At 64.9% G+C, this 12,656-nt stretch carries 11 protein-coding genes; 5 read left to right on the forward strand and 6 right to left on the reverse strand.

The features are described 5' to 3' along the window. Window positions 1–57: 57 nt before the first annotated feature. Window positions 58–1,116 (reverse strand): glycosyltransferase family 9 protein, encoded by a 1,059-nt coding sequence (locus KF791_08680; protein ID MBX3732655.1) that lies wholly within the window; start codon window positions 1,114–1,116, stop codon window positions 58–60. Between the two features lie 158 nt (window positions 1,117–1,274). Here KF791_08680 and KF791_08685 point away from each other — a divergent pair, with 158 nt between their 5' ends. From KF791_08685 to KF791_08700, 4 genes are all read left to right on the forward strand, one after another. Beyond that, window positions 1,275–2,471, forward strand: coding sequence for a hypothetical protein (locus KF791_08685; GenBank protein ID MBX3732656.1), 1,197 nt, complete (start codon window positions 1,275–1,277; stop codon window positions 2,469–2,471). A 16-nt stretch (window positions 2,472–2,487) separates the two neighbouring features. Further along, window positions 2,488–3,291 carry a glycosyltransferase family 2 protein gene (locus KF791_08690; GenBank protein ID MBX3732657.1) on the forward strand — a complete coding sequence of 268 codons (804 nt, stop codon included), beginning with the start codon at window positions 2,488–2,490 and terminating at the stop codon, window positions 3,289–3,291. A gap of 5 nt (window positions 3,292–3,296) precedes the next feature. Next, complete coding sequence (locus tag KF791_08695; GenBank protein MBX3732658.1) at window positions 3,297–4,112, forward strand: glycosyltransferase family 2 protein; 816 nt, start codon at window positions 3,297–3,299, stop codon at window positions 4,110–4,112. Window positions 4,113–4,205: 93 nt separating this feature from the next. Continuing rightward, window positions 4,206–5,189 (forward strand): methyltransferase domain-containing protein, encoded by a 984-nt coding sequence (locus KF791_08700; protein MBX3732659.1) that lies wholly within the window; start codon window positions 4,206–4,208, stop codon window positions 5,187–5,189. Between the two features lie 12 nt (window positions 5,190–5,201). Here the strand turns inward: KF791_08700 and KF791_08705 are convergent, their stop codons facing one another. The 3 genes from KF791_08705 to dnaN form a co-directional block, all read right to left on the reverse strand. Further along, complete coding sequence (locus KF791_08705; GenBank protein MBX3732660.1) at window positions 5,202–5,696, reverse strand: hypothetical protein; 495 nt, start codon at window positions 5,694–5,696, stop codon at window positions 5,202–5,204. A 2-nt stretch (window positions 5,697–5,698) separates the two neighbouring features. Then, window positions 5,699–6,622 carry an exosortase/archaeosortase family protein gene (locus KF791_08710; protein MBX3732661.1) on the reverse strand — a complete coding sequence of 308 codons (924 nt, stop codon included), beginning with the start codon at window positions 6,620–6,622 and terminating at the stop codon, window positions 5,699–5,701. A gap of 107 nt (window positions 6,623–6,729) precedes the next feature. Then, the gene (gene dnaN / locus KF791_08715) at window positions 6,730–7,839 is read right to left on the reverse strand and encodes a DNA polymerase III subunit beta (GenBank protein MBX3732662.1); all 1,110 of its coding nucleotides are present in this window, start codon (window positions 7,837–7,839) and stop codon (window positions 6,730–6,732) included. A 285-nt stretch (window positions 7,840–8,124) separates the two neighbouring features. Here dnaN and KF791_08720 point away from each other — a divergent pair, with 285 nt between their 5' ends. Next, entirely contained in the window at window positions 8,125–9,591 is a 1,467-nt protein-coding gene (locus tag KF791_08720; protein MBX3732663.1) for an amidophosphoribosyltransferase, read from the forward strand. Here KF791_08720 and KF791_08725 read toward each other — a convergent pair. After that, window positions 9,588–10,733, reverse strand: coding sequence for a glycosyltransferase family 4 protein (locus KF791_08725; GenBank protein ID MBX3732664.1), 1,146 nt, complete (start codon window positions 10,731–10,733; stop codon window positions 9,588–9,590). The genes KF791_08720 and KF791_08725 overlap by 4 nt on opposite strands. Continuing rightward, on the reverse strand, window positions 10,730–12,604 hold the full coding sequence (gene asnB, locus KF791_08730; protein MBX3732665.1) for an asparagine synthase (glutamine-hydrolyzing): 1,875 nt from the start codon (window positions 12,602–12,604) through the stop codon (window positions 10,730–10,732). Before asnB ends, KF791_08725 begins: the two co-directional genes overlap by 4 nt. Window positions 12,605–12,656 lie beyond the last annotated feature (52 nt).

Consider the following 12,656-nt stretch of genomic DNA (forward strand, 5'->3'; position numbering starts at 1 on the left):
CACCCATCGTGAAATCCCGGGATCCGCCTGTCCACGGACGATTCCCACCCGCCCCAATCACCCGCCTTCGAGTGCCCGAACGCAGTGCTCCAGCATGGCCTCCGGTTGAATGCCACCCAGGCAGGCGGCCACTTCCGCGCTCAAACACCCCTTCGGCTGCCCACCAATGCATGCGCATTCCACAATACACTGCCGATGCCGTGGGCCCGGGGGTGTCCATTCCAGACGACCGTCGTATTCGCGGTACACGGTCACCGTGGGCCGGCCGAGGGCGAATGCCAGGTGGGTCACTCCGGAATCCGCCCCCACATGCAATGCCGACTGTTCGAGCAACGCCGCCAGCCGGGCCAGGCTCAGCCTCTCCTGAATCACCCGCAGCGTCGCCCCGCCGACGGCCCCTTCGAGGCGCTTCAGCCGTCGTTGCTCCCGCTCCGATCCGTCTCCGGTGACCACCACGGGGCGACCCGTGGCGCGCGTCAGCACCGGGATCAGCCGCCGCCAGCTCTCCATCGGCCATTCCTTGAGCACGTGGCTGGCATTGGGCGAGACATGAATCGCTCCCCCGGCCATCTGGTCCCGGGCCCAGTCACGCACCTCCCAGGGGAGGTCCAGATCAAACCGCACCGGCCCCAGAGCCATCCCCGCGGCGGCCAGCACCTGCCGGCGCTGCTCGAACACCGGATCCCGACGATCCCGCCGCGGCACCCAGTCCGGAACGATCCAGCGGTTGTAGAAATGCCGGCGTCCGTTGTCATGCGCCAGTCGGTGCCGGGCCGCCGACAGGGCCGTGACGAGGACCGGACGATCCCCGCCGCTGAAACTGATCGCCACATCGAAGCGTTCCCTGCGGATGGCCCCCAGGATGTCGAGGTGGCGCCACCAAGGCGGGCTTGGATTTCCCAACGGATAGGCCCAAGCCCGATCCACGCACGGTGCCAGCTTCAACACTTCGGCGCCGACCGTCGCCGACAGGGTGTGCAATTCCGCATCCGGATACTGCCGCTTGAGATCCCAGCAGGCCGGGATCAGGTGCACCGAATCCCCAAGAAACCCGAGGTCCACGATCAGGATCTTGCGCGCACCGCGTGTACGTTCGAAGAATGTGGCGACACTCACCCGTACGGGCGTCCTACCATCTCCGCCGCCGGTGGTTCAACCGATTCCACGCCTTCGTTCCCTCAGGCTTGCCGCCCCCAAACCCGCTCGCGTGGCTTCCGCCCGATGTCCCGGTCCTTGCCTGCCCGGACCGCTGCCCATAGCGTGGACGACGCCTCATGAGCGATCGGCGTCTCCGAATCCTGAACCTCACCAACGCCTTCCCCCCCGGGGTGATCGGTCGTTTTCCCGCGGTGAATCCCGCCGGTCACGCCACCGAGACGCGCATGGCCGAGGCTCTTTCCCGACACGCCGAACTGCGCAATGTCACCCTGCTCGGGAGCGAAGTGTTTGGCGCCCTGGAACCCCGGGACAGCTCCTTCGGTTTGGAGTCCGAACTGGTGCTTTGGAACCGGCCCCCGGAACTGTGGCACCGATGGCGTTCCTGGCGTCAATTGCAGCACGACTATCGCCAGACGGTCTCCCGCTCGGGTCCGCCGGACATCGTCCTCGTCCGCAACCTCAACCCGGTCTTCAACCGCTTCGTCCGCTGGCTGCGCTCCCGCGAGCCCCGCCCCCGGATCGTGCTGGTCTTCGCCGATTCCGCCCTCCTCGGCCAGGCCATGCCCCCCTTCCGCAGGTTTCGCCACCGATTCAAGCCCATGCAGGTCCCGGACTCGGTCGCGATCGCCTGGTACGATGGCTGCATTTCCTTTGGCATCGGGACCGAGAAATTCTTCACACCGCTGGGCATCCCGTGGCTGTGGATGCCCTCGGCCTTCAATTTCTCCTACGAACCCCCGATTGAAGCGCCACGGACCGGTCCGATTGACTTCGGCTACTTCGGGGCGCTGGCCGCGCATGCCAGCGTGGTGCCAATGGTCGGGGGATTCCTCGACGCCGCGGTTCCCGGGCGGCTCTTCGCCTGCGGCTTTGGTGCCCTGTCCGGAGAGCTCAAGGCTCTGGCGGATCGCCAGACCTCCTTCGTCTTCGACGGTCTGCTGCCCCGCCAATCCGACTGCCTGGGTTGGGCGCAAAAGGTGGATGTGCTGATCAACCCACGGCTCAACATTTGGGGTCTGGAAAACAGTTTTCCCTCCAAGATCTTCGAGTATGCGATGACCGGACGCGCCATTCTCACCACCGCCACGGGCGGCGTGGATCGCGTGCTCGGCGACCGCGCCTTCTACCTGGATCCCCAGGACTTCAACACCAGCCTGCGCACCCAGCTCACCCGGATCGCCGCCATGGATCGCGAGGCCCTGCGGCTGCGCGGCCAGGCGATCCGCGCCCATATCCTCAGGGAATACTCCTGGGACGCCCAGGCCGCCCGGATCCTCCGGTTCCTCGAGTCCTTGAAGCCCGCCCTCGCCTGACGACGCGAACCCGCCCATGGACCGATTGCCGCTGGCCGTGTGCATGATTTCCGGAGCCGAGGAGGCCCGCATCGGCCGCGCCTTGGCCAGCGTGGAACCGCTGGCCTCTGAAATCATCGTGGTCCTGAATGATGACGTGCGGGATGGGACCGAGGCGATCTGCCGGCAGCATGGCGCCAGGATCCACCGGGAGCCCTGGAAGGGGCACATCGCCCAGAAGAATGCCGCCGCCAGCAAGGCCTCGATGCCCTGGATTCTTGGACTCGATGCCGACGAAGTGATCAGCGAAAACCTGCAAAAGGAGCTCCGAAATCTTTTGGGGTGCCCGGGACTGCAGGTGCCGCACCCCGCGTACTCCTTTCCCAGGTTGACCGCGTTCTGCGGTCGTTGGATCCGGCACGGCGACTGGTATCCCGACCGTCAAACCCGCCTCTGGCGCGCCGGCGCAGCGCGGTGGGGAGGGGAGGATCCGCACGATCGCCTGATCGTCCATGGAACCACCGGCCGTCTTCGCGGTGACCTGCTGCACTACAGCAACCCGACGATCTCAAGTTACCTCTCCAAGATCGCCTACTTCTCGGACATTCACCTGCGACAGCAGCTCGATCGCGGTGATCGGTGGTCGGCTCCGCCAGTCATCACTCGCTCCCTCTGGAGATTTTTCCGGGCGTACGTCATTCGCGCCGGATTCCTCGATGGCTATCCCGGATTCTTCATCGCCTTCTCCACCGCCTATTCCACGCTCTTCCGCCACACCCGCCTTTACGAGCACCTGCACGCCAGCCGGACCCCAGTGCCCCCTTCCGGCGGTTCCCGCTGATCCCGATGTCGTCCCCCAACGTCTCCATCGTCGTCAGCACCTACAATCGCCCGGACACCCTGACTCGGGTCATTGCGGCCCTGGCCTCTCAATCGGTCCCACCCGGCGAAGTGCTGGTCGCCGACGATGGGTCCGGACCGCCGACGCGGGACTGCATTGCGACCTGGAGGTCGCAGACGGGATTCCCCTTGCGCCACCTCTGGCAGCCTGACGACGGGTTCCGCAAGACGATTCTCCTCAACCAGGCCGTCTGGGACGCGTCCGGAAACTACCTGGTATTTACGGACGGCGACTGTGTCCCTCACCCCAGGTTCGTTGAGGATCATCGGGCGCTGGCGGAGCGGGGGTTTTGGGTCCAGGGACGCCGCTGCTTCATCCGGGAACGCTGGGTCCCGGGCTTCGATCCCGCCCGCACACCTCTTCTCCTTTGGGCGCTCCTCGGACGTCTCACCGGCGTGCCCAAGGCCTTCCGGTTCCCATGGGCTATTGTGCGCCGCGACACCGCCCAGCGCGGCATCATCGGTTGCAATCTCGCGGCCTGGAGGGATGACCTGATTGCCGTGAACGGCTTCGACGAGGCCTACACCGGATGGGGTGTCGGGGAGGATTCTGATCTTGGGACCCGTCTCTATCATCTCGGCCGGCGCCGCAAGTTCGTCTACGGCCGGGCCATCGTGTATCACCTCGATCATCCGGCGGCCCCCCGCTCCCATCTTCAGGAAAGTCTCGCGCGGCTTGACGATACGATTCGCTCCGGCCGGATTCGATGTGAGCGCGGTCTCAATCTCCACAACCCCGGATCCTCAAGCGCCCCACGGTGATCCCGTGGGCGCTTCAGGGTCCACCCGGCATCTGCGGAGGCTTCCGTCAAATTGCCCCTTCCGACCCGGGCCTTGCCCCCTCATCCTGCATCCATGCCGGCCTTCGGTTCCCGCCAACCGCCTTCCGACCCCTCGCTCGACGCCGAGGCTGCGGCCTTCGACCAGCGGATCTCGGAACGCCGCGACGCGGGCTTCATTCCCGACCTCCGTCGCGCGGCCAAATGCGAGTACTTCTACAAGAGCTTCTGGCGCGATCCGCATTTCGCCCGCCTCTACCTGGGGGAGCATGTCCAGGTGCTTCTGGAGTTTCTCCGCCGGCACGGCCGGCACGGCTTGTCCATCCTCGATGTGGGATGTGGCCCGGGCTACTACTCGCTCGAACTCGCCCGGGCCGGCTACCGGGTCACCGGCATTGACATCGCCTCCAAGGCGATCGAGGCCGCCCGGGCCGCACTCGCCTCCTCGCCCAGGGATCCCGACTTTGGATCGTTGGACTACGAAGTGCGATCGCTGGAGGAGGCTGAAGGACAGTTCGACGCCATTACATTCACTGGTGTCATCCACCACTTTCCCGATCCCGACGCGGTCCTCCAACGGGCCGCTGACCGTCTCGTCCCGGGCGGTCTCCTGCTCTGCCTGGAGCCCTGTCACGAACAGTGGCGGCAGGAGGACGCCGCCGTGGTGGCCCTGATCCGGGGCCTGCTGGCCGCCACCGGCCACTGGTACGAGCCCTCCCTCGCCCCCACCCTCCGCGACCCGGCGGCCTGGCGCCAGTACACCGGGGAGATCAGGACGGAATACCTGACAGAACGCGACCCCCACGAACGGGGTCAATCTCCCAACGACAACGCTTCCTCCGGCGATCAAATCCTCGCGGCGCTCCGCCGCCGGTTTGACGAACTGGAGTTCAGGAACGGGGTCTCGTTCATTTACCGCCTCCTGGGGGGGCTGCGCGGTCCCGACGCTGTGGTGCACCCGCTGGCCGACCTCCTGGCGTCCTTCGACCGTTTTGCCGTCGCCGACGGTTACCTGCGACCCAACGCCTTCCTCTGGTGTGGACGCGACCGCCGTCCCTGAGGATGCCTCGTCTCAGACGACTTCGAGGTCTTCGAAAGCCACGTGGATTGCGGCGGCCTGGCCAATGAAGTCCAGTCGAAGGATCACTTCGCGTGACCCACCGCTCTCGATCACCAGACCCTCCAGATCTTCCAACGGTCCCGTACGGATCCGAACCCGTCGCCCCGCCAGCACCTCCGGAACCGCGCGAATCGCCAGCCCACCGTCCGTCGCCCGGCAAATCTCTGAGAGCTGGATCTCAAACTCCACCTGATCGGGTGGTGCCAGCAGGTTTGCGACCGCAGCCTGCGACCGCAGCCGGTTCGCTGCCTGGGGGCCCATCCGGACGAACACATATCCAGGGAACAAGGGTTTCAGGAACTCGACCTGCTTTCCTCGATACCTTTTCCGGCTCCGCAACAGCGGCAGCTCATGGTTCCACCCTTCCCGTTCGCACCATCCGGCGACCTTTTTCTCGCAACGGGCCCGCGTATGTGCAACCCACCAGCTCTGATGGCCTGCCTCCATGGTCACCCCGGTCTGCTCTCGCCCCCAGCGTCCTCTTCCTCGCTTCCTTCCTCCGTGCGCGTGAACCACCAGGCCAGGGCAACCACCCCCACCGCGGTGAACACCAGCACGCTCCAGCCCGCGGTGTCATGGATCGCTTTGAGGCCCTCGGGTCCGAGCCGGTTGGCGGTCAGCGACAAGTACAGTGAGCGCAGAAAGTTTCCCACCATCGCCAGGACGACTCCGGCCACCAGGAACACCACCTTCCATACCGGCCGCTTCAGCACGAGGTCGCCGACAAACAATGCCGCCATGAGGCTCGACTGCAGACTTCGGATGCCGCTGCACGCCTCATCCACACCCACCCTGCATCCCGGGAGCTGGATCACGTGGCCGGTCCGCTCCGCGGGAATGCCCAGCAGATTCAGGGTCTCGACATTGAGCCAGGTGATCAATGACTGCAGACCAAACACAACGGGGTTCCAGACAATCTTGGGGATCGGCACCGCCAGGAAGAAAAACCCCAGCGGAAACAGGAAATGGCGCAGGGTTCTTGGTCCGGCACACACCAACACATTGGCCACGAGAAAGAGCGCGCAGCCCAGGCTCAACGCCATCGAAGACGCTGGTGTTCTGGCTACGCCTATCCGGTACAACTCACCCAAGGCGACCAACGGCGCCCCCAGCGCTGCGACCAGCAGGCCGACGCCCAGACTGACAGGCTGATCGTCCTTTGGCCGTCCAGGCATGCGTTCCCATACGAGAAACCCTGTCAACAAAAGCACGATCCACCCGTACTGATACTCCACCAGCGATCGCCACTGGTAGGACAGATCCCGGACCCACCACGCCGCAATCAAGGCGCCGGGAACCAGCGACCGCCAGGGAAGCGGGGCCGCCTCGGGTCCCCGAGCCCCGGTATCCGCTCCAGCATCTGCGGTGGTCATCCGGAGTCCATCGTCAGGACCGGTGCATCCCCCCCGCAAGGTCAAAAGCTTGGTTTCCCACAACCCCAGCGGACCCGACCGACCGATTCGCCCGTCCGGGCGGCCTCCTAGCTCATTCGCATCGGCATGATGACGTACAGAAAAGGCCGGGCTGTCTTCAGTACCCCGGGGCTGAGATCGTCAATCAGCTCGAAGGCAACTTCTTCCTCATCAAGGGCCTTCAGCGGATCCAGCAGGTACGCAGGGTTGAATGCGATGGCAATATCCTTGCCCTGGTATTTGATGGCCAGTGTCTCCCGGGCCTCGCCGATTTCCGGGGTGTTGGCCGTGATCGCCAGTTGATTCCGGCTGAAGGTCAGTTTGACCGAGTTGCTCTTCTCGCTCGTCATGAGCTCGGCCCGGCGCAGCGCCCCAAGAAACTCCTCGCGGGGCAGCGGAATCCTTTCGTGGGGCTCTGGCGGTATGACCTGGCGATAGTTGGGGTAATTGCCATCCACCAGCTTCGAGACAATCAGCACTTCCAATTCACCTTCCCCGGCCTTCCGAAATGCCACCTGATTCTCCGAGAACCGTATTTCCACCGCTCCATGGGTCCCCAAAAGGCGGTTGACCTCGTTGATCGCCTTGTTCGGCACGATGAACTCAGCATGGGCATCCTGCGGGACGTCCGCCTCTTCGTCGGCCAAAGCCAGCCTGCGCCCATCGGTTGCGACCAACGTGACCTTGTGTTCTCGGAAGCTGAAGAAGATCCCGTTCAACACGTAGCGGGCCTCGTCGGTGGACGCCGCGAAAGACGTCTTCCGAAGCATGGCCTTCAACTGGTCCTGGGCCAGGGAGACCGCCTTCGACTGGCTGAACGTTGGCAGGGGAGGGAAGTCATCCGCGCTGAGCCCGTTAATGCGATAAAACGAGCCGCCAGCCTGAAGCGTCATCACAGCTTTATCGTCAACGGAGATGTCAATTTCTGGAGCCGCCAATTCGCGGGAAATGCCGAGGAGCTTCTTGACCGGCACCGTTGAGCGACCGGGTTCCACAATTTGAGCATCCACGCTGCAACTGATCGTCACGTCCAAGTCCGTGGCGATCAGCTCCAGTCTGCCGCTGGCGGCAGAGAGGAGCACGTTGGAAAGGATGGGCAGTGTTGTTCGGGAGCCGACGATGTTTTGGACAGCCTGGAGGCCGGTCAAGAGCTGCTCCTTGGCGATCGCGAACTTCATGTTGTGCCCAAGTATTGTATGTTTCAGGGAAAGAGGAAGCTATTAGTAGGGGGTGTGAACAAATGGAACAAGTCGGTCGTCCCGCTGATGGCAGGCCCTTGTCAGGACGTCTCCGCTGGGAAGATCTTGGTTTCAAGGCCCGGGATATCCCCAAATCTGGAGAGCGGCTAGGGTTATTGGCAGGACATCCGCACACTGTCGGCCTCCGGTTTGGACCCGGGGCGCGTTGGGGCCCGCAAATTTCCTTTTGTTCGGTCGGCGACCCTCCATCTTTGGCCCCGTCACGTGGATCTCAGGCCAAAACACTACTGCGGGGTTTTTGGAGTTTTTGGCCATCCTGAAGCCGCAGTGGTGAGTTACTACGGGTTGTACGCCCTTCAGCATCGGGGTCAGGAATCGGCGGGAATTGTGTCGTTTGACGGCGAGGACTTCAACGTCCACCGGGGCATGGGCCTCGTGCCGGCGATTTTCGACATGCCTCTGCTCAAAACGCTTCGCGGCGACGCGGCGATTGGCCATACCCGGTACTCGACCGCGGGCTCGTCGAACCTGCGGAATGCCCAACCCCTGACGGTGGACTGCGTCAAGGGCAAGATCGCCATCGCCCACAACGGCAACCTGACCAACGCGCTGGAATTGAGGGACGAGTTGGAGACCCGGGGCTCGATCTTCCAGACCTCGGTGGATTCGGAGATCATCCTCCACTTGCTCGCCCAGCCGGAACGGGCGGGAGGCCACGAAAGCGCCCTGATCGAGGCGATGCACCGGATCCAGGGAGCCTACTCGCTGGTGCTTCTGACCGAGACGGAGCTCATCGGGGTTCGCGATCCGCACGGCTTTCGGCCGCTGAGCATCGGCCGGACGGAAACAGGGGCCTACGTTCTCGCCAGCGAGACGTGTGCCTTTGACCTGACCAAAGCCCAGTTCATCCGGGACGTTGAACCCGGCGAGATCGTGATCATTGACCGAACCGGTCTTCGCTCCGTGCAGGCCTTTCCCGAGCAGAAGCGGAGGGCCTTGTGCATCTTCGAGTACGTGTATTTCGCCAGGCCGGATTCGTCGATTGACGGAAGGAATGTGTATCGAGCCCGTGTGGAAATGGGCCGGCAGCTGGCCCGCGAGAACCGGATCGAGGCCGATATCGTCGTTCCCGTCCCGGACAGCGGCGTGTGTGCGGCACTCGGGTACTCGCTCGAAAGCGGCATCCCGTTCGAAATGGCGTTCGTCCGGAATCACTACGTCGGTCGGAGCTTCCTCCAGCCATCACAGTTCGTGCGGGACTTCGCGGTCCGGGTGAAGTTGAACCTGATCGCCGATCTGGTGCGCGGCAAGCGGGTGATCATCGTGGACGACTCCATCGTCCGGGGAACCACGAGCAAGGCCCGGGTGATCAGCATGAAGGAGGCGGGGGCCACGGAGGTTCACTTCCTGGTGAGCTGCCCCCCGCACGTCAATCCGTGCGTCTACGGCATTGATTTTCCGGACCGGGACAAGCTGATGGCCGCAACGCATACCCGCGAAGGGATCCGGGAGTTTCTCCACGCGGATTCCCTGGGGTACCTCACCGAGGATGGCATGGTCGCGGCGACCGGGCATCCGAAGGAGCATTTTTGTCTGGCGTGCTACAACGGCGATTACCCGGTGCCCTACGCCAGCTCGATGGAAAAGCACCTCCTGGAGCGCCGCCGGGCCCGGGCCAGCGGGCTTGGGCCTGAAGTCGCCATCGAGGAACGGCAGCAGCGGTTGCTCTAACAGGGACCGGGGACCAGCTCCTCGTAGAGGGCGGCATAGCGCGAAACCATCGCGGGGAGGTCAAACATCGAGGCCCGGAGGCGGCAGGCAGGACCGAAATGCTCAAGGGCGCGGTCGTCGAGGGAGAGAATGGACGCCAACGCATCGGCCAGAGCGTCGCCATCGGCGGTCGGCACCACCCACCCGTCGGTACCCGCTCGGATCAGCCCGCAGGCGTTGGCGGCCTCGGAAACGAGCGCGGGGCGGCCGGCAGCCAGGGACTCCAGAACCACATTGGGGGTCCCTTCCCAAAGGGACGTCAACACCGTGAAGTCCGTGGCGTGGTAGAAGGCAGCCGGACCCGAGCTCGAAGGGAGAACGAGGACCTGACGCTGCAGATCATGCCGACGAATCGAAGCGGTCAATCGTTCCATCGCGGCGGTGCTGTCCGACTCTCCAACGATCCAGAAGACCACATCCGACGGAAGCCGGCCCTGAAGCCGGAGAGATCCCAAGGCTTCGGAAAGCAGGTGCGGGGCCTTCTGTTCGGTGATCCGGGCCATCATGAGACCGACCCGTCGTCGCCCGGGCGAGAGACGCTCCCGGAGCCCGGGATCCGGGGAAGTGGCAAACTGGGAGACATCCAGGCCGTTGGGGATGTAGCGCAGCCGGGCGGAAGAAATTCGGGCCTGTTCCCGGAGGCGGACTTCCATGGCCGGGCTGTTGCACACCACCCGATCGGAAAGCCACTGCTCCAGTCGTTCGTTGCGGAGCTGCCGGCGGTTGTATTCGGTGCGGATGGCGGTCAAGAGACGGAAGGGGGGTCCCGGCAGCAGCCGGAGGGCACGAGTGAGGTGATTGCAGTGGTGGCTGATGGAATGGATCAGGTGCGGACGGAAGGCGCGGCGGGCGTTTTGGAGGTCCCGAAGCGACCCGGGAAGCTCCGACCAATGCCACCGGCGATCCAGTTCCCGGACGGGCAGGCCGGCGGCCTCGAGGTCCGGAACGAAGTGGCGGCTCAGGGACATCCGCGAGCCGTGCAGCGAGACCACCCGGGGCTCGAAACGGGAGCGGTCAAGCCGTGTGAGCAGCTGGACCGTCTGACGTTGAGCTCCTCCGGCGGCAAGACTGTCAATACAGACCAGCAGGCGCAGCGGATTCATGGACCGGGAGAAGCGGACGCGTGACGGGTCCAGAGCTCCAGGCAGAGCAACGCCCAGGCCTGCCTGGACAAACGGGGACTTGGCATCTCGGGCAGGGTCAAGGCAGCGCGAACGGCTCCGGGATCCAGCCACGCATGGAGTCCCAGGGTCGGTGCCCGGCGCAGTTCTTCCAGCAGCGGACGCAGGGGACCCTGAAACCAGGTGGCGAGCGGGACGTCGAATCCCCGCTTGCGCCGGGCAAGGATCGCGGGAGGCAGGAGATCCCGGACGGCCTGCTGCAGCAGCCATTTGGAGCCGCGACGACCCAGTTTCAGCGGTGCCGGAACGGTGGCCATGAACTCAAAGACCCTGGCATCGAGGAGCGGGCTCCGGACCTCCAGGGACTCGCGCATCGAAACGCGGTCCACTTTCACCAGGATGTCCGCGGGCAGGTATCCGGCGAGGTCGAGGGTCTGCAGGCGCGAGAGCAATGGCAGCGCGGGGTTCGACGCGACGACCTCGCGTTCCCGGTCGGGATTGGATGCGCCGAGGGAAGTGCGCATCTCGGGGTGGTAAAGCCTGGACCGGGCCTCGCGGTCGAAAAATGGCGGTTCGATCCGCCAGGAGAGGGGTCCGGAGGGGAGGCGCCGCAGATAATCCCCGAGCTTTGCCGGAAGCACCGGGGCAAGAAGGGCCGCTGCCGGCCGCAGGGGCTTGGGAATCCACGATTGGAGGCAGTGCTGGCGCCAGGCGCGGCGATACCAGGTGTACCCTCCGAAAACTTCGTCCCCCCCATCGCCGCTGAGCGCGACGGTCACCTCCCGCCGGGCCAGCCGGCAGACAAACCAGGACGGCACCATGGAATCATCGGCGAACGGCTCGTCGAAATGGCGGACGAGATCGGGAGCGGCCCCGGCCAGTTGCGCCGCCGAGACGACCTCATGGGTGTGGTCGGTGCCGAGATGGCGGGCGACCAGGGCCGAATACGGGCTCTCGTCGTCGGGGTCGTCGGAGAAGCCGATCGAGAAGGTGCGCAGGCGCTGCGAGGTCTCCCGGCTCATCAGCGCGACCACGGCGCTGCTGTCGAGGCCGCCGCTGAGAAACGCCCCCAGGGGGACATCGCTGATCATCCGCAGCCGGACGGCGGTCTCCAGATGCCCGCGAAGTTCGGCAGCGAGGTCGGAGGCCGGATCCCGACGCCAGGCGTCCGGCGGGCGCAACGTGGGAGTCCAATAGGTGTGCTGGCGAACAGCGCCTCCGGAGCGCACGGTCAACAGCGTGCCCGGAGGCATCTTGCGGACGTTGCGATAGATGGTCCGCGGGGCCGCGATAAACCCGTTGGCAAGGTACTCATCAATGGCCTCGGGGTCCGGCTCCAGGGGCAGGTCCGGCAGCTCGAGGAAGACCTTGAGCTCGGAGCCGAAGACGAGGCGGCGGGCGTCCAGGGCGTAGTACAGCGGCTTCTTCCCGAAGCCGTCCACCGCGAGGGTCATTTCGCGGGCGACCGCATCCCAGACCGCGAAGGCGAACATCCCGCGCAAACGGTCCACAATTCCGGGACCGTGGACGGCAAATCCATTCAACAGGACCTCGGTGTCGCCGGAGGTGTGGAACGGACGTTCCCGCTCCAGCACCGGCCGCAAGTCCCGGAAGTTGTAGATCTCCCCGTTGAAGACGATCCAAAGCGAGCCGTCGGGCGTGGACATCGGCTGATGGCTCGAGGCGAGGTCGAGGATGCTCAACCGGCGGAAGCCGAGTCCGATGGGTCCATCGAGGTGCAGGCCCTCCTCGTCCGGACCCCGGTGGCGAAGGCGTCGGGTCATTCGGGAGAGCAGCTCCGGATCCACGGTCCGGGCCGGCTCGAAATTCCAGATCCCGCAGAGGCCGCACATAGGGAAACGCCGGGGCCGGCGTTCGCGGGAGTCTCCCGATGTGGGCCGTTGA

The sequence above is a fragment of the Verrucomicrobiia bacterium genome (genome assembly GCA_019634635.1).
GTDB lineage: Bacteria > Verrucomicrobiota > Verrucomicrobiia > Limisphaerales > UBA9464 > UBA9464.